We start from the raw sequence: 17222 nt of genomic DNA, 5'->3' as shown, positions 1-17222 counted from the left end.
GCCGACTCTCCCCCTTACTCAACGCCATAAATAAGACGTCGAAAGCCGATCCCGTCCTTCTAAAAAACGGAAATCAGTATCGATTTTCTCGATTTCTCCATAAGGATAATTTTTTGAGTCCCTCTGTCAATTTTGTTTTTAGGGAAGAAAGAGGTCCTTCTATCCGGGCAAAAACGCGGGCAACGGGGGAAAAGAACTTAGCTAAGATCTGAAAGAAATTTACTACAGCGGGCGGAAAACGCATATCGGTTCGTTTTAACATAACGACTGAACCAATGATCGCGATCGCTATGTTTCCACTCCAAGGTCCAAGCCAAACCGGAAACTTAGAATTTTCGGAAATATTCGATCCGAATGTAAAAAGTGCCCAATACACAATGATCAAAACCACAGCCATCGTGAAACTCATCCCTTTTCCAGATCGTTTTACTACGAGCCCCAAGGGTAAGGATACTAAGGAAAAAATAATACAAGAGACAGGGATTGCGTATCTTCTCTGGATCTCCACATCGAATTGAGAGACTCTTTTTTTAGCCTCTTTCAGTAAAGTAGTCAGCTGAAGGACGATAGTAACACTCTGAGATTTCTGAGCATCAGAAATTTTAGGGTCACTCATTATATTTGGGAGTTCCAATTGAAGCCTCAGAACTCTATCTTTCAGATTTTCTGATCCATCAGAAGGAATTCCCATCTCTTGCAAAATTTCAAGTCCAGGAATCCTCTCTAATCTTCCAGCCTTGATATTATTTCTAATATCGATCAGAGTCAAAAGAGTGAAAGAACCTGGATCCACATTGATAACCAGGCTTTTTTTCTCCTCGGTTTTTGGAATATTATAATCCATCTCCCCTTTTCGAAGATCTCCGACTGAAAATTGCTGCTTGGCTCTATCCCATTCTAAGATCCATGCATCCTTCAATCGGATAGATTTTTCAAACTCACCGTCAGGCCCCTTCTTCTCCACTAACGTTCCTTTTTTAGCGGAGATGATTTGTGTAATATAAGATTCTCCTAATTGAACAGGACGACTCGCAGCACCCAAGGATAGAAGGAACGGATCTTGGTTCTGCGGAATAAATACTGTCCACTCTCGGATTTGAACTCCAGAAAGTTCTCCGGTTTTCGCGTTCACTCCTTCCGTATACATCGCGATCGCCTTTTCAGAGCCAGCATTCTGAACTTGGTCACCAGCAAACTGTCCAGGAGTTAATGCAAGAAGGGGATTATAAGCCAAAACCCATTTATTAAACTCTGTCATTTTTCGAGTATTAATAGGAGAAAGATAGAAGCATAGGTATGCAACGATAGCAGCTAAGAATATACCGAACCCGACAAATACCACGTAAATCCGGGAAAATCCTATACCTGCAGAACGTATCGCAGTAATCTCAGAGTCGCCAGAAAGTCTTCCCGCCGCCATCACACCACTCATCAAACAAGCAAGAGGTGCCGTTGTAGGAAGAATATTCCCGAGTAGATAACCAAAATAATCCAATAGTCGGAAAGGATCCACACCCTTCCCTACAAAAAGACCAATCATACTTTTAAGCGCGATGGCCATATAGATACTTGTAAAAAATAAAAGTGCTACTAAGAAAGAAGGAATGATTTCGGAAAGAATGTAACGATCCAAGATGGGAAGCCATCTCCAGAATTTTTCCCTATCAGTATGGACAAAAAAACCAGGGGGAAGGTCTGCAACGTTATGCACCCTTACTGAACGTAAATCTTTCCCGTCTGCTACTTTTCCTGCAGCTTCCGTTCCGAAACCTGTAGTATCAGTCCGATGAACAGCCTCGGTCTTTTTTTTCTTAGGAGAGGAATCGCCTCCCGAAGTACGGGAGTTTTTTTTCACTCTACTACCTCTCCTTTGAGAGTGGCACTAGTTGCAAAATTGATCTTAACAGAAACAGTTTTCCCGATCAGAGAATCTACATTAACATTCTCCGGTAATTTAAAAACTGTCATTCTTCCGCAAGGAGTACGACCACACGCTTCCTTGGAAGATTTTTTAGAAGCCCCTTCTACCAAAATTGGAAATATTTTACCAACTCTTGATTTATTCTGTTCCGCGGAGATAGAAGTTTGAAGATCGACTAACTTAGTCAGGCGTTCTCCTTTTACTTCCTCAGGTACATCGTCAGGATATCTTTTCTGAGCGATAGTACCTTCTCTCTCCGAATACTTAAACATGAATGCCATGTCAAAGCCAACTTTGCGGACCATGTCTAAGGTATCTTCAAACTGCTCTTCTGTCTCTCCAGGGAAACCTACTATAATATCTGTCGTAAGTCCAACATTCGGAACAATCGATTTGATCTGATCGACTACTTCCAAAAATTCCTCTTTGGAATAAGTTCTTTTCATATTCTCGAGCACATCGGTATTTCCGGACTGTAATGGAAGATGAATATTAGGACAGAACCTGGGATTTTCCGCCATAAGTTCCAAAAGATGCATAGGAAAATCTTTAGGATGCGGAGAAGTAAAACGAATTCTTTCTATATCAGTTTCTTCTAATAGAAGTCGAACAAGCCCTGCGAAGTCGACACCTTCTGACTTATAAGAGTTTACATTCTGTCCAAGTAAAGTGAGTTGTTTTACACCTTGTGCAACCAAATCGCGAGTTTCTCTTACAATCGAATGAGGATCTCTACTTCTCTCTCTTCCTCTTGTATAAGGGACAACGCAGAATGTGCAGAAATTATTGCAACCCCTCATGATTGTGACGAACGCCTGAATACCATTTACAACTCTAGGCTCTATCTCATCATAAGTTTCAATCTTAGAAAGACGTGTTAAAGAAACAGGTTGTTTATCTGAACGAATTGTTTGGATAAGTTCAGGTAGAGTTCTATAATTATCAGGACCTACAACCAAATCCAAAGGCAATTCCTGATGAAAAAGATCGTCTCCCAGGTTCTGGGCCATACATCCAAGAACTCCAATTACCAGGTCAGGATTTCTTTTTTTCAAATATCCGAGACCTTGAAGCCTTGCGTAAATTTTTGCGTGAGCATTTTCACGGATTGCACAAGTATTTAAGAAAATAACATCAGACAGTTCCGGATCGGAAACCGTCTCAAACTGAGCGCCTTGCATCAAACTGGACACGATACCCGAATCGTATTCGTTCATCTGGCAACCATAGGTCTCTATATAAACCTTACCGGCCTTTTTTTCTACTTCAAGCACGCTCATAGGTCCAGTTTTGGAGAAGGAAAGGCCCTGTCAACCCGCTCGAAACCTTAAAAAAAGTTTCCTTTCCTGCTGAGATAGGATCATAATCAGAATTCTTCTAAAGACGAATAAGATGAATCGATTCGGAACAGGACTCAGTCGTAAAACTGACTATTATGTATTATTTGGCCTTTCCAGAGATGCCTCTCCTCGAGCCGTGGAAGAAGCATTTCATCAATATGTACAGAATCTAAAAGAATATTCTTGGGTACCCTGGAAAGAGGCGGAATTGAGAGAAGGAGCAGAGGCATACTATCATCTCTCGGACCCACTCAGACGAAAACGTTATGATGCTTCCTTAGATTACGAATTAGTGCTTCCAGATCCGGAAGGAGTCCCGGAAGAATTTGAAAAGTATTTTGAAGTTCAAAGAATTTCCACACCTAAGGAATACGAGAGACTATACAAACAATTCCTAATGTTAAAATACGAACGAGAAGATAAACTTTGGATCTTCCGGACAACTGTATATTTTATATTAGCCTGCTTTTCAATATTGGTAATTTCTTCTCTCGTTTTTGTAGTATTCCAGAAAAACGGCTGGCTCTCCACAAGCGCCGACCTTTTCTATCGTAGATGGGGACTCTTGTTTTCCTGTACGTTTATGGGGACAGCCTATACACTGTTCCGAATATTCTATCTGGAAAGAGTGATCTCAGCAAGAGAGAAAAAAAGAGAAATAGAGCAGAATGAAGAAGTCACGGACATCGGACCCTAAGGCCTTAACAGAGGACGAAATACAATATTATTATACACTTCTTCAAGAAGAAGTCACAGAATATAATTGTGGAAGTTTATGTGCTCCTTCCAACGGCGGGATCCCGGTTTGTTGCCAAGCAGATAATGCACTACCCGCATTATATAAAGCGGAATATGAAATGTTATCCAAAAGAACAGACTTGTGGAAAGCATATGTTCCGATGACCAGAGAAGAAAAAAAAGAATTTGCGGTATACGATCATAGGAAAATTACATTTTGTGAATGTAAAGGAGTGGCACATTGTGAAAGAGAGAACCGCTCTATCAGTTGTAGAACTTTTCCATTAGAACCTTATTTAGATACAAGAGGGGTTTTGGTTGGTTTAGTATTTATGCAAGAATTCCAAACCAAATGTCCTTTAACTTCCAGAGCAAAAGATGTGCGACAAGAGTTTATAGATAATCATTTCCTATTTTGGGAAAAACTATTATTCAGAGTAGAATCAGAATACGAGGTCTATACCGATTCTAGTAAAGCGTATCGCAGAAAGAGAAAGCGCACTGGAGTGGAATTTCCTATCTTATATCCGAGCCATCTAAAAGGGAAAGAATATCTAAAGCAGTATATTTGATCGAGATGTAGGAGCTCCAACAAGATTTAGTGCAAGGAAATTTTGTTGTAAGTTTTAGGGAAATATGATAGTTGAGTGAAAGCTCTCCCACGGGCCACTCCCCCCTCCCAATGCAGGGCGGGGGCGCCCTTCAAACCCCATGTAGGAGCTCCAACACACAACTTAGTATTCGAACAAGAACCTAAATGTAAAAAGTTCATAACCTAAGATTTGAACCTCTAACGAATTCGGGCCCTTTTGAAAACAGGATTCCGGAAATGCTGCTAAGACCTTTTTGATTTCTTCTTCATAAGAATTTTTATGCTTCAATTTTGTTGGCGAAGAAGAAGGTTTAGAATTTTCGAATTTGTGTTTTGTGATCTGGTTTTTGCCATCCCTTCCCCCTCCATTCTCTACAGGGAAAAAATAATATGTATAGGGAAATTCGACCTTATCTTTACCTTCACATTCCCCTAAACGGATCCCGATCTCTCCCAAAGTGTCCACGGGGCGATATATCGTATTAGGGCGAATATCTACTAAAAACACTCGTTTCCCTTTGGGATCCCAGCCCAAATCTGAATCCAACAAACTTTCTTTGGATGTAGATATAGTAGAATTATTATTAGGATCTTCTAATATACCTTTTAAAACCTCTCCTCTGACTTCCCATGCCCGTACATCATAAGCGACTCTTTCTCTATTCGAACGTTCCGCCCTTCCTTCTTTTTTATCCCAAGAAGCTTCTGGCAAATATTTACGTTCTAAAGTGGTTTTGCAGGAGGCCGCTAATAATACAAAAAATAAAAGGATAACCCGCATTCTTAAAATCCTCCGCGACTCTCCGCCTCTGCGTGAGAATTCCCTGTGTCTCACTCCACTCTATGACTCTTTACTTAGAGACCTTAATAGAAATGATCTCTCGGACCGCTTTTTCCATTTCGGATTTTACTTCGGGAGTTTTTTCTATCACATAGGCATCGAACAATGCGGGCAAACATTCTGGATCGCCAATGATCCGAACAGTATCGATCGCTTGCAAACGAAGAGGAAGAAATTCTTTTTTATTATTAGAAGCGAAAGAGATGAGTGCCGGTACGGAAGTTTTGTCTTTCAACTCTCCCAATGCTTTTAAGAGGGAAAGTTTGACGTCGTTCACTTTTTCTTTTTCAAAAATACGCTTAAGTTCGCTAGTTCCAGGATTAAATCCTAATTTTCCCATAACTTCTGCAGCGCGAAAACGAAGGCCAGGATCCTTATCCAAATCCAGGACAGTAAGTAGTCCTTGCCCGCCCCCATGAGCACCAAGATCCAAAAGTAGATCGATCAATCTTGCTTTTAATCCAGGAACAGTTTCCTTTACCAATTGTTCAGAAACTGATTTAGCTCCTTGCTTATCATTTAAATAGAATAATGCTTCAGTGCATATTTTTCTGAGATCCGGATTCGGCTCTGTGATTCCTTTATAAAAAAGAGAAATATATTGGCGACTTTTTCTATTTTTTAAGATCTCCAAACCGTGTAGACGAACATCTTCATCCGGATCAGAAGCAGCCATGCGCGGAATATTACCACGATTATCTTGTATATTATTTTTATTTAATACTGTAAAAAACCTTCTACGAAGAGCAGGAATATCGTCAGTAGCAAATTTATTAATGAGGTTTTGCACCCTTTCGTCTTTAATCCATATAGCAGATTCCAAAAAATACTCTCGATAGACCGGATTATTGGAAACAGCAAGATCCAAGACATGAGGCATCGCACGGTCATCCTTGATCCCTTGCACATATCGATAAGAAGATTGCCTAACTTCAAAATCAGTATGAGTGAGTCCTGCAATCACTGCGTAGATCAGTCTTTTTTCTTTTTTACGATCTGCGAGTTCTAAGATCCTCGTTTGGATCTCTGTATTTCGGGTAGTTTTGAAAACTGTATCGAGCTCGTTTGCCCAATTTGGAGCAAGTGAGTCCAATTCTTCTAACTCAGAAAATAGTGCTAAAGAAGCGAAGATACTATCTTCTCTTGCGTCTGGTTCTGAAATAATTTTTGGAAGTTCTTTTACAAGATCCAAACGGTTTTTGGATTTGATCTCGGAGATAGCTCTGGATTGAGATCTTCCTTTGGAAAGAACGGACTCCTTAAATGGATCCTTTTGTTCTTCGGCGAAAATACTTCCGCCGAAATATAAAGTGAAGAATAGAACCAGACAAAAGAATGGAATTCTTTTCAGAAAAGACCGTCCCTCTTGGAGGAATCCTCCAATGCGGCCGTCGCGGCACGCTTATTATCGTAAGCTTCCGTATTGGACGGATCTAAGTCTATTGCATTTTGGAAGGCACGAACCGCCTTTTTATATTCTCCGTTCTTGTAAAATGCAACCCCCAGATAATTATAGGCTGTGGATGTAGTTTTAGGTTTTACTTCTGATTTTACAATCGCTGTCAATTCTTCGATCGCTTTTTCTCGATCCAAAACAGAATTGGAATCCAAAAGAATTTTAGAAAGAACCAACCGCCCTTCATAATCTTCCGGATCCATATGAGCGGAGCGATATGCTTCGTCTTTGGCCTTGTTTTTCAGATCAGGATCTTTTGACTTATTGTATAGAAGTGCAAGTTTCTTATGAGCCTGCTTGATCTCATTTGAATTTCTGGATCTGTTCAACACTTGCAGAAGTATTTTTTCTGCACTGGAAGATTCTCCTGTGCCCATATATGCTTCCGCAAGTTTTAAGGCTACCTTATAGTAATCTTCTTTTTGTTTAAAGAGTATGGAATATTCTTCTATCGCTTCCCTATAAAATTTATTTTCCAAATAATAATCACCCAACGCTTCCTTAGGTTTGATATCATCCGGATCCAAATAAGATGCTTTGCGGAAATTCTCGATTGCTTGGGTGCCGTTACCTGTGTGCTTATAAACAAGGCCTAAATTATAATATGCTTTTGCATTTTTAGGATTTAGATCCAGGACACGATTCAAATACGTAATCGCTTCCCCATATCTTTCCATCTGGTCCAGGACAACACCCAAGTTCAATAATGCTGTTTCCGTAAAACTGTCACCCGGAGTGGAATCTACAATCCTTCTGTAAGTTTCTTCTGCGGCGAGAAGGTTCCCTTTATTATAATATGTTTCTGCAAGTTGGAATAATAGATCCAAATTGTTTGGATTATATTTCAGACCTTTCTGGAGGGCATTGATAGATTGCTCACCTTGATTTAACTGCTCGAAACCTTCTGCAATCGATCTAAATAATTCCGGATCATTAGAACCTGCTTGGTTGGCTAGTTCCAAATATTTTACAGATTCTTCTAATTTACCATTCTTCTTCAAAACAATAGAAAGGTTATATAATGCCTTTGCATCGTTAGGAGTTATTGTTGCTGCTTCTCTAAAATAATGTTCTGCAGAAACATAATCCCCTCTATTGTAAGAAATATTTCCTAAATATGAATTGGAAATTGCCGCGAGTTTTCCACCTCTCGCCCTCATCACTACAAGCTTAAATTGTTCTTCCGCTTGTGGGATCTCTCCCTTTTTAAAGTAACTCAATGCAAGGTTATAAGTTAGATAAGGATCATCTGGAGAAGAAGAAAGTCCCTGCTTATACGAGTCTATCGCAGCATCTGGATCATCAATCTCATTGAAAAGATTCCCCGCCATTAAAGCAATACGAGGATCATTAGGCGCAATCTCTCTTGCTTTTAATGCTGTATTTCTTGCAGCAGTTTTTTGACCGCTATGAGCATACGCTAAAGTTAAATTATAATATGCGTATATATTATTCCCATCCAGAGTTATCGCCTTCTGCAGCGAATCGATAGCCTGAGGAAATCTTTCGTTTTCATAATAGATCACGCCAAGAATGGTCAAAGCGAGAGACTTTTCTTGGTCGGTAACAGGGCCTGTCAAAAACTCGGTACAATAATCGAATGCTTGTTTAACATGGTTCTGTTTATATAAAGAAATACACTTCGTTAAAAGGGGATTATTCGTGCCATCAGGTAAATAAGGTCTTTGGTATTCTTTGGCAAGACTTCCCTTTGGCATATAAGGAGATTTACCATCTACAACTCCATTCCCGCCAAAACCTGGGCCACCTTCTCTGAAGAAAGAATACCAAATTGCAAGACCGATCAAAAGAAGAAGAGAAGCAGCTAAGGCACCCCAAGCAAACGCAGTCGGATTATAATGACGTCTGGGACGAAACTCTTCCGGTTCGTCCCCATAATAGTAGGAGGGTTTAGGTTCTTCCGTCTCCAGGAAGATTCGGTTCTTGCGGATCGGGTTTTCCATGTCGGTTCGTCTCGTACTGAAGGATGGAATCCAAGATCCCGTTAATAAAAGGGACCGAATTCTCGCTTTCAAATTCCTTAGTCAACTCGACTGCTTCGTCGATGGTGACCCTGGGCGGAATTTCCTTGGAATGCAATATCCCATAAATGGACAAACGTAGAATACATTTGTTCACTGGGGAGATTCTAGCAAAATCCCAATTCCTCGAGTATTTCTTGATGAGAGTATCGATTGTTTCCGCGTTTTTCACAACACCATTTATGATAGAAACTGCAAAATCCCTTTCTTCAGTTTCTATCTTTTTGTCATACCAACGGAACTTTAGGACCTCCGACAATGCGGAATTCACCAGCTCCAACTGGTATAATGCCATTACTGCGATTTCGCGGGACTTCCTTCTGGAAGAAGACATAGATTAGAGAAGCTTAAGGAGATTCGTCATTTCCACCGCAGTCAAAGCAGCTTCGTAGCCCTTATTACCTGCCTTGGTACCGGCTCTTTCGATTGCCTGCTCAATAGTGTCTGTGGTCAAAACTCCGAAAATCACAGGCACTGAATGTTGCACTCCAATAGAACCTACTTTTGCAGATTCACCGGCAACAAAATCAAAATGAGCGGTAGCTCCTCGGATCACGGCACCCAAACAAATGATAGAATCGTATTTTTTACTTTGAGCGGCTTTGGATACAACGATCGGAAGCTCGTATGCCCCAGGGATCCTTACCACAGTAATATCTTTATCTTCGACTCCTGTCATATGGAGTCCATCGATTGAACCTTTCAAAAGGCTTTCGACTATGAATTCGTTAAAACGGGAGACTATAATACAATGTTTTTGTCCCTTTCCGTCCAGCTTGGCTTTCAATTCTTGAGGCATCTGTTTCCTGGTTGCTTCTTATATCGAGAAAACACAAGTTACCCTGAGTGGCAACCGGAAAAGAAGCTTCCAAATCTAAATTCTGCATATTCCTGATCTTGTTAGGTATCCAGTTTTTCGCCCTTACTTCCTGTGAGACCATTAGATCTTTCTGGAAACCAAAAGACGCATTCATAAAAAGTTTAGATTTACCAGATTGGGTTCTTGAATCCTCTATCAAGCTCCGAATATTCAATGATTCTCCTAATGTCATCAACCCCGAAGACGCAATGCCAGAAGATGATATCGCTTCTTATGGAAACCAGCTGAGAGTATTACTAGCAGTTTCGCCTGCAGCGATGAGAGACATATACGAGATGGCAGGATGTTTAGATGGAAGTGATCTAATCAAAGTCCGCGGAAACAAAATGACAGATAGTGGAGAAGATATCTGGTTCGGGATGTGCAAGAGCGGAGCCCAAGATGCAATCGTGTTCAGAGTATTGGAGATGGGAAACAACCAACTTTACTACTTATATGAAGAGGAGCTGATCAAAACCTGGGACGAATCCAAGAAGAATGCAAGAACAAATCCTGATAAATCAATGAGGCTCGCCACAAAAATCATCGAACATGAACCTGCTCATCCGGGCGCCAGAAGATTATTAGGAAGTTTATATTTAAAAAACGGATATTGTCCTGGAGCAGTTCGTAACTATAGGATCTATCTTAGGATACTTCCCCACTCTGCTGAAAAATCTAAAATAGATTCCTTAATCAAAAAAAGCTGCGGAGAAACTTTGGTCCCCAAAAAACCGGAGCCAAAAGAATTTTCCGACGATCTTCCTACGTTAGAGGAATCCGCGCCTTAGGGACGCAGAGATCTTGGGAGTCGCTGAGTTTTTTCGCACGCAGAGACGCGAAGACGCAGATTTTTTTATAAAAGTACAAACAAGATTTCATATTAAAGACCTGCAAATTGAAGAGGTCCCAAAATGAATCAATTAGATCAAATTACTTCAGAGATCATAGATTCTGCTCTTAAAATCCATAAAAAGATAGGCCCAGGACTATTGGAATCGGTGTATGAAATGATTCTATTCCAAGAGCTTACAAAACGTAAACTTCAAGTCGTGAATCAAAAATATATCTCTTTTGAATATGAAGGCACAATTTTTAAAAACGCATTTAAAGTGGATTTATTAGTAGAAGAAAACGTTATTATTGAAATTAAATCCACAGAAAAGACGTTACCAGTCCATTGTAAACAAGTCCTGACTTATCTTAAGTTAATGAATTTGCCTGTTGGATTACTATTAAACTTCGGAACTGCTTTGATGAAAGAAGGGATTTCTCGAATTGTAAACCATTATGATCCATAGTCCCTTAGCGGCTCCGCGCCTCTGCGTGAATTAAAACGCTGCGTCTCAACTTTCTCCGCGGCTTAATCCTTAACTCGTAACACGAGGGTGATTTTGCCGTCTGCTTTTTCCACTACTTCGAAACCTTCTTCCCTGAGAGTTTTTTTGATCCGATAAAATCCAAGGTTAACGACTTTAGGTGGGTCGGATTTGCGGGAAGAAGAAGGGAAATGTTTCGCAGAAGCATCCATCACTATTTAGTTTCGGCTTCGAGAAGGTCCGTCTTGACCTTGACAGAAAGAAAACCTTTTCCTAAATGAGAAAGAGATGAGGCGATTTCTTGCTCTCGCATTATTTTTAATCCTATTGGTCTTGGGAGGCTCAGCCTTTTATTTTCAGGAATGGTTTGATTCCCCGGGATTCCGCTGGGTTATCTCCAAGTTTTCCTTTTGGGTTTTTCTATCCGTACTGATACTTTCAGCCTTGGCAATGCTAAGGATTTTCAGAAGAGCCAAAAAGGCGATCCATACCCAAAGACAGGCCATCGAAAAACATCTAAGTGGAATTTTAGAAGAACTGGTCCAGGATTCCCAAGCATTAAGTGAATTCCTAAAAATAGACCTTCCTAATATGGAAGAACGTATCAAGGTTTCCAAAGACAAACTTCCTAAAGAGATCTATTCTGGTTATACTGCAAACTGGACAAAAATCAGAACAGATGCAGAAGCTTCCCTGAGAGATCTGGAAACACTTCCTTTAGAGCCAGATTTCGGAGAAGAAAAAAAGCGCGCTGTCCCAGAATATAAAGACCTTCTAAACAAACATACTAAAGCCAAATCCATTTTAGAAAGAGTCAGGTCGGACCTTTCATTATTAAAAGAAAAACTAACGGAGAAAGGATGTTGAGAACTGTCCTTCTATTACTCATTGTCTTTATTATATCTAATTGTTCTTCACTTCCGGAGACAAACTTGTCAATTGCAGAGCTTGCCTCTCCAATTTATCCGATCTCTCAGTTATTGCCTAAGGACAAAAGTACAACTTCTCTTTCTACTCTTCGCAAAAAAACAAAGGTAAGTGGAATATTGCTCCATCATACCAAGGGGCTTTCCAGCGAAGAATATATTACAAAAAGTGCAAATTCCGGATGGTTAGTACATTATATCGTAGATAAAAAAGGTAAGATCTATGGGGTAGAAGATCCTGGATCTTCTCTCATCAAGGCTGCGCCAAAAACAGATACAAGTATGATCCATATTTCTTGGGAAGGAGATAAGGAAGACATACTCAAACGCCCTCATCAGAAAAAATCACTACTCTATACAATTGCAAAGACTTCCCAAGAATTCGGAATACCGGTCACAAATTTTGATGTCGGCGGGCGCTCTGGAATATTTACACATAGCCAGGCAAAAAAGAAATTCGGCGGCTTCTTGAATGGAAGCGATTGTGGGAATGAGAATGTTCTTAAAGCACTATTGGAAGAATTAAAAGGTTCTTATTTCTCCGAAATGGAATGGAAGGATAGATATGGAGAATGGGTGCTTAGAAAAGAAAAACCTTTTGTTGGACAAAACGGAGAAGTCAAAGACCCAAGCTACGATAAAGGCCGTGGAGTCACCCCTACACCTAAAGCAGAATTGGAAAGTATCGAAAAAACTGCAGACGGACTTCTTCCGGAAGAAAAAAGACTGAAATACAATTACAGAGGAGCAATCACCGCTGATTGTGTAGTATTACACTTCACTGCAATCAACGATTACGATGGAACTCTAAGAGTATTAGAAAAACGGAATTTAGCTGCTACATTCCTTGCGGATAAAGACGGAAAAATCTACCAATTGCTGGATTCTCCACTTCATATGGCCGCAGCCGCAACAGGCACAAACCGAAATTGTTTCCAAATAGAGATCGTGGGCAAGGATACAGAGATGTTACTTGCAAATCCTGCACAAACCGCTGCTGTTTCTAAACTTGTTCATGAACTTTGCCAAAAATATGAGATCCCATTAAACAACCAAAGGATCGAAGCCCTAAAAGGAGTATTCTCCCATACACAAGCTAAGAAAAAATGGGGAGGCTCTATTTTTCTGGACGCTCAGGACTTTGATCCAGGCGAACCATATATGAAAAAAGTAATAGAGACTTTGGGGGGAACTTATTACCCAGAAAAAGATTGGTATGACAGAAATGGAGAAGAATGGATACTTCTCTTTACCGATTTTCAGCCTTGATCGGGCGATTTCTTACAGAAATTCGATCTGAATCTCCCAATTCCACCATACCACCCAGGCCTTTTCCTAAAGGAGGCACTCCTGTACGAGCAGTATGTATTTTCTGTTTTTCAGGAAGTTCCGATTTCTTCTGACGAAGTTGTGTAGGCGTTTTGCCAGTTACCTTTCTAAACGCATCGTTAAAAGAGGATTTGGAATTGAATCCTACAAAATAACAGATAGAAAGAATGTCCTGGTCTAACTTTTCTTCCAGAAGTTTGACTGCTTCTTCTATCCTAAATCCGTTGATATAATTATGAAATCCGGTTTGTAAATGTTCATTTAGAAATTCCGTTAACTGATATGGTTTGATCCCCAAGTCTTCTGATAATGAGTGAAGAGTCAGCTCTGGATCTCGATAGAGTTTATCTTCTCTCATCAATTCTTGGATCCTAAGCTCTAATAAGTTTAGATCTAAACCAATCAAAAGAGATTTTTCATACTTCTTCTTTCTTACTTCTCTCGTTAAAGGAGCAAAAAAATCCGGATACCTAGAAGGAGCCAAGAATAGAAGAGCCACAATCCCAGTTACAAGAAGCCCACCCACTCTAAACAAAACATCCAGGCCGAACATGAATCCGAATACAAGAGAATACATAGCAAACACTGTGATAGTTGCTAGAATAAAAATAAATCTGATCTGGGACTTTAGCTCAGGGATTGAGATCACAGTTAATAACATTCTATATCTAAATCCGAAGTACGCGGTCGTAAGCGCAGTTGTTAGAAAAAATCCCCAAGAAAGATAATGTTTATATCTGATATTTCTAAAATCTCCTAGATCGGAGATGATAGAATCCCAAGGCCTTCCAAAAAAAAGTAATTCACCTAATAAAAAAAGACCAGGAACGAGAAAGTGAAGTCGTATGTCCCTGTATAAAGTTTGGTTTGGATATATCAAAGAATGTGTATATAGCAAAGATAAGGGCCCGATAGCCGAAAAAGAAGTGAGCAATAAGAAGATTGCATGCGGGTAAGTCCTGTCTATTTCTAAGACAACATTTGCAACTGTAAATAGTATGATCCCCAACGAAAGAAACAGAAGTGCTCCAATCCTGTCTTCTCTGCGTTTTATAGGTGGAATTAACTTTTGGACCACCAATAAAAAGGAAAGGCCACTTCCGAAGTAGAATAAAGGAGTGACCACTTCGGGATTTAACATAGGCGGTATATTAAGAAAATACCAAGGCTTGTCAAGTGTTCTCATCCGAAACAAAGAATAGAACTATTTGAGATCCAATAAAATAAGTGAAAAATTTTTATTTCGAACACTTGCATTTTCCGTCCTTTCCAGAAATCAAATCTACGCTTCTCTTATATTTTACTTATTTTCTAAATCTTGATTTTTACACAACTGTTCGAATAATGAAACTCGAACGTTCGAATTCTGTCGCTCGGACGACCCTTTTTTTATTATGGAGTATTCTTCTCCGCCAGAACTGATCCGGGATCTTTGTATGCCGGACTAGGGAGCGGAAAAATGGAAATGCAAAGAATACGTGCCGCAAAACGTTATTTGCGGTACTCCTTGTTAGGAATGGCTGTTTTAGCTGCGGGTTGCCCCGTAGGAATTTTTACAGAATTCCCGAACCAGGAAGAAGTATGTAAATTTGATCCGATCCGAGAAGGAATTCGTGCGGTGTCCGCATCTTCCTTCCCGGAGCCGGTACTACAATCGGTGTTGGTAAATGGAAATCTTGTATGGCAGACTGTAACGGATGGGCCGGCTTACCCGACTCCTTCTTTCAGCCCTGGCCAAACAATCACACTCAGAGGAACGGGTTTTGGATCCGGACCTGAAATCGACTTTTCTAAAATTATGATCGGTAATACCAGAATCCTGGAAACCGATCTGAGAATGTTCGAACAAAGACTGGATATCACCAAACAGGTGAACTTCGAAGTGGATGAATCGTTGGATAGTTGGAGTAAGTATATTCTTGCTTGGACAGATAATCAGATCCAATTCAAGGTTCCTGAACACACAACCTCAGGACCTCTTGTTGTTCAGATCCAAAAAAGAGTCGGATATAACGATTCTTTACTTCATCCAGGACAACCGCATAACGTTATTGATGCTCAAACTCGCAGGGTAACTGACGAAGACTTCAAACATAAATGTGACGTTGTTTCTATCTTAAGTGACGCAAAAGGGACTGTTCCGTTACAAGTAAACGTTAATAACCCTGGATTCTCATCAATACTCGCGTTAGGCGAAAAGATTTTCTGGTCTTATGATTTCAATATCGGAGTGGCTCACGCGATCCGAAATCTGGATTGGAAGAAAATTTTTGCGTACCAAGCAAAAGATCCTGTAACCGGATACACTGCAGATCCACTTCTACTATTTGGTGCTTACCAAACAGTTTCAGGTCAAGTACCGTCTGCAGCGATCGATACCGTATACTTCGATCGTTATCCTCAGCCAACTCCAATTCCTGGATACTTAGGCGGGGACCAATTGTTCAAAGGGAATACCAAGAACAGCGGTTGGGCAGGTTATAGATATGCGGAAGCTTCTCATCCATATACCGGAAAAGGTGAATGGATTGGATTCAACTGTGCTTCTTGTCACGGATACAAAATCACTTATGAAGCTTCCCCTGGAAACACTGTAACTAAAGTAATTCCGGGACTTCCTAACCCTAAATGGTCTATGAAATGGTCTCTATTAGGAGATTTTAAAGGAATAAAGGAAAGCGAGCCTGGACCAAGTTTCGATTCTTCTTCCAAAGATGTAGATAAAACGATGTTGATCTACGTTATGCCTCAAGGAGCTGGGGAACATTCTTTGATCCGAATCAAAGGAGAAGGAAGCGAAACCGATAACGATTACGAGTTTTCTCCAATCGCAATTCCAAACGTTACCAACTACATGGGAGTCAGAAGATCTCTTTCTCATACAGAATCTTACGTAGGATTCGAAGGTTCTTATATCCATTCAGAAGAACCAGATGGCGCTACAGGTGCAATGTATGCGAAAGAACTACAAGCTCTTACTGCTTATATGACTAAGTTGGACGGGAACGATAAGGCTCTAAGACAAGTCGGAATGTATCGTTGGTTAAAGTCCAAAGGTAAACTGATCGCTCAAGTGGGCGCAGATTCAGGTGAAGGAGCTTTCGTTCAAGCTGGATGGGAAAACCAACCTGGCATTACAGCAGCAGTTGCAAGAGGAAAGGCAACCTTTCAAAGAGATTGTGGATCTTGTCATAATGATAAGGTGGGCTTGAACTCTAACGAAAAGATGTTTAAGATAAATGAAGTGGGAAGATTTTTCGCACCAACCATCTATCATAAACAGCAACAATCAGTTCGTGCTACTTTCTTAAGAGATATGTATTGGGTGCAACATAGAGGTTTATTAAGCGACGGTCACGTTCGTAACTTAGAAGACCTAGTCAACCCTGCTCGATGCACGGAAGGATCAGCTCTTTACAACCAATATTATACTCTTCACGCACCTGTGTCTCCTGCCTTAGGAGGACCGGATCATCCGGAACCTTATCCTCCTCAAAACAGAAAGTCAGACGTGTTTAGAGCATTCAAATCTCCAAATAATGATGCAGGAACAAAAAGAAACAGATTCATCGAAAGGCATAAGTATTTCGTAACTGTTCCTTGGGATCCGGATTGGTATTATTGGGATTATCAGAAGATGAGAAGAGAATACGGTGTTCAAGAGTTGGGAACTTCTCAGCCTATCGGAATGCCAGCTGCTCCTCATCCATGGTGTTCTGCCTCGGCTTCTGAGGTGGACGATCTAGTGGAGTATATCCTCACTCTCTAACTCTCTACAGCCCGGGGAGAAAGATCGAATACCAGGTCGATCTCTCCGGGTTCTTATTTCGGGGAATTTTCCCCGAAATATTTACTTTTC

Annotated in this window: 16 protein-coding genes; 7 read left to right on the top strand and 9 right to left on the bottom strand. The window is 40.5% G+C overall.

Features of this window, described 5'->3' with window-relative positions; translation table 11 throughout:
• Positions 1-73: 73 nt before the first annotated feature.
• Complete coding sequence (locus B1C82_RS02415; protein WP_086446029.1) at positions 74-1855, bottom strand: LptF/LptG family permease; 1782 nt, start codon at positions 1853-1855, stop codon at positions 74-76.
• The gene (gene miaB / locus B1C82_RS02410) at positions 1852-3201 is read right to left on the bottom strand and encodes a tRNA (N6-isopentenyl adenosine(37)-C2)-methylthiotransferase MiaB (protein ID WP_086446028.1); all 1350 of its coding nucleotides are present in this window, start codon (positions 3199-3201) and stop codon (positions 1852-1854) included. Before miaB ends, B1C82_RS02415 begins: the two co-directional genes overlap by 4 nt.
• 112 nt (positions 3202-3313) lie before the next feature.
• On the opposite strand from miaB, the gene B1C82_RS02405 reads away from it, so the two are divergent.
• The gene (locus B1C82_RS02405) at positions 3314-3958 is read left to right on the top strand and encodes a J domain-containing protein (protein ID WP_086446027.1); all 645 of its coding nucleotides are present in this window, start codon (positions 3314-3316) and stop codon (positions 3956-3958) included.
• Entirely contained in the window at positions 3930-4571 is a 642-nt protein-coding gene (locus B1C82_RS02400; protein WP_086446026.1) for a hypothetical protein, read from the top strand. The genes B1C82_RS02405 and B1C82_RS02400 overlap by 29 nt, the downstream gene beginning before the upstream one ends.
• Before the next feature lie 162 nt (positions 4572-4733).
• Here the strand turns inward: B1C82_RS02400 and B1C82_RS02395 are convergent, their stop codons facing one another.
• The 5 genes from B1C82_RS02395 to ribH form a co-directional block, all read right to left on the bottom strand.
• Positions 4734-5372: a hypothetical protein gene (locus B1C82_RS02395; protein ID WP_086446025.1), complete on the bottom strand. Its 639-nt coding sequence runs from the start codon at positions 5370-5372 to the stop codon at positions 4734-4736.
• Between the two features lie 70 nt (positions 5373-5442).
• Positions 5443-6723 carry a HEAT repeat domain-containing protein gene (locus B1C82_RS02390; RefSeq protein WP_199775844.1) on the bottom strand — a complete coding sequence of 427 codons (1281 nt, stop codon included), beginning with the start codon at positions 6721-6723 and terminating at the stop codon, positions 5443-5445.
• A 56-nt stretch (positions 6724-6779) separates the two neighbouring features.
• Entirely contained in the window at positions 6780-8852 is a 2073-nt protein-coding gene (locus tag B1C82_RS02385) for a tetratricopeptide repeat protein (RefSeq protein WP_162494907.1), read from the bottom strand.
• Positions 8800-9264, bottom strand: coding sequence for a transcription antitermination factor NusB (gene nusB, locus B1C82_RS02380; protein WP_086446023.1), 465 nt, complete (start codon positions 9262-9264; stop codon positions 8800-8802). Before nusB ends, B1C82_RS02385 begins: the two co-directional genes overlap by 53 nt.
• Positions 9265-9267: 3 nt before the next feature.
• Positions 9268-9729 (bottom strand): 6,7-dimethyl-8-ribityllumazine synthase, encoded by a 462-nt coding sequence (gene ribH / locus B1C82_RS02375; protein WP_086446022.1) that lies wholly within the window; start codon positions 9727-9729, stop codon positions 9268-9270.
• A gap of 47 nt (positions 9730-9776) precedes the next feature.
• On the opposite strand from ribH, the gene B1C82_RS02370 reads away from it, so the two are divergent.
• The gene (locus B1C82_RS02370) at positions 9777-10580 is read left to right on the top strand and encodes a tetratricopeptide repeat protein (protein WP_086446021.1); all 804 of its coding nucleotides are present in this window, start codon (positions 9777-9779) and stop codon (positions 10578-10580) included.
• A gap of 123 nt (positions 10581-10703) precedes the next feature.
• On the top strand, positions 10704-11090 hold the full coding sequence (locus B1C82_RS02365) for a GxxExxY protein (RefSeq protein WP_086446020.1): 387 nt from the start codon (positions 10704-10706) through the stop codon (positions 11088-11090).
• Between the two features lie 62 nt (positions 11091-11152).
• On the opposite strand, the gene B1C82_RS20630 is transcribed toward B1C82_RS02365, so the two are convergent.
• A complete protein-coding gene (locus B1C82_RS20630) occupies positions 11153-11320 on the bottom strand; it encodes a hypothetical protein (RefSeq protein ID WP_167373742.1) in 168 nt (55 codons plus the stop codon).
• A 76-nt stretch (positions 11321-11396) separates the two neighbouring features.
• Here B1C82_RS20630 and B1C82_RS02360 point away from each other — a divergent pair, with 76 nt between their 5' ends.
• The gene (locus B1C82_RS02360; protein WP_086446019.1) at positions 11397-11975 is read left to right on the top strand and encodes a hypothetical protein; all 579 of its coding nucleotides are present in this window, start codon (positions 11397-11399) and stop codon (positions 11973-11975) included.
• Complete coding sequence (locus B1C82_RS02355; RefSeq protein ID WP_086446018.1) at positions 11969-13303, top strand: peptidoglycan recognition protein family protein; 1335 nt, start codon at positions 11969-11971, stop codon at positions 13301-13303. Before B1C82_RS02360 ends, B1C82_RS02355 begins: the two co-directional genes overlap by 7 nt.
• On the opposite strand, the gene B1C82_RS02350 is transcribed toward B1C82_RS02355, so the two are convergent.
• Positions 13284-14504, bottom strand: coding sequence for a helix-turn-helix domain-containing protein (locus B1C82_RS02350; protein WP_086446017.1), 1221 nt, complete (start codon positions 14502-14504; stop codon positions 13284-13286). The genes B1C82_RS02355 and B1C82_RS02350 overlap by 20 nt on opposite strands.
• Before the next feature lie 324 nt (positions 14505-14828).
• Between B1C82_RS02350 and B1C82_RS02345 the strand changes: the two genes are divergently transcribed.
• On the top strand, positions 14829-17132 hold the full coding sequence (locus B1C82_RS02345) for a hypothetical protein (protein WP_086446016.1): 2304 nt from the start codon (positions 14829-14831) through the stop codon (positions 17130-17132).
• Positions 17133-17222 lie beyond the last annotated feature (90 nt).

Origin of the sequence: Leptospira venezuelensis (genome assembly GCF_002150035.1) — a bacterium.
Classification (GTDB): Bacteria; Spirochaetota; Leptospiria; order Leptospirales; family Leptospiraceae; genus Leptospira_B; species Leptospira_B venezuelensis.
Note: the sequence above shows the minus strand (reverse complement) of the source record. Positions and strands in the feature narration are given on the sequence as shown.

Excerpts from the sequence above, each read along its gene's own strand:
- B1C82_RS02385 (WP_162494907.1), bottom strand. The coding sequence starts at position 8,852 with ATGGAAAACCCGATCCGCAAGAACCGAATCTTCCTGGAGACGGAAGAA.
- B1C82_RS02405 (WP_086446027.1), top strand. The coding sequence starts at position 3,314 with ATGAATCGATTCGGAACAGGACTCAGTCGTAAAACTGACTATTATGTA.
- B1C82_RS20630 (WP_167373742.1), bottom strand. The coding sequence starts at position 11,320 with ATGGATGCTTCTGCGAAACATTTCCCTTCTTCTTCCCGCAAATCCGAC.
- miaB (WP_086446028.1), bottom strand. The coding sequence starts at position 3,201 with ATGAGCGTGCTTGAAGTAGAAAAAAAGGCCGGTAAGGTTTATATAGAG.
- nusB (WP_086446023.1), bottom strand. The coding sequence starts at position 9,264 with ATGTCTTCTTCCAGAAGGAAGTCCCGCGAAATCGCAGTAATGGCATTA.
- B1C82_RS02350 (WP_086446017.1), bottom strand. The coding sequence starts at position 14,504 with ATGTTAAATCCCGAAGTGGTCACTCCTTTATTCTACTTCGGAAGTGGC.
- B1C82_RS02360 (WP_086446019.1), top strand. The coding sequence starts at position 11,397 with ATGAGGCGATTTCTTGCTCTCGCATTATTTTTAATCCTATTGGTCTTG.
- B1C82_RS02395 (WP_086446025.1), bottom strand. The coding sequence starts at position 5,372 with ATGCGGGTTATCCTTTTATTTTTTGTATTATTAGCGGCCTCCTGCAAA.
- ribH (WP_086446022.1), bottom strand. The coding sequence starts at position 9,729 with ATGCCTCAAGAATTGAAAGCCAAGCTGGACGGAAAGGGACAAAAACAT.
- B1C82_RS02355 (WP_086446018.1), top strand. The coding sequence starts at position 11,969 with ATGTTGAGAACTGTCCTTCTATTACTCATTGTCTTTATTATATCTAAT.
- B1C82_RS02365 (WP_086446020.1), top strand. The coding sequence starts at position 10,704 with ATGAATCAATTAGATCAAATTACTTCAGAGATCATAGATTCTGCTCTT.
- B1C82_RS02400 (WP_086446026.1), top strand. The coding sequence starts at position 3,930 with ATGAAGAAGTCACGGACATCGGACCCTAAGGCCTTAACAGAGGACGAA.
- B1C82_RS02345 (WP_086446016.1), top strand. The coding sequence starts at position 14,829 with ATGCAAAGAATACGTGCCGCAAAACGTTATTTGCGGTACTCCTTGTTA.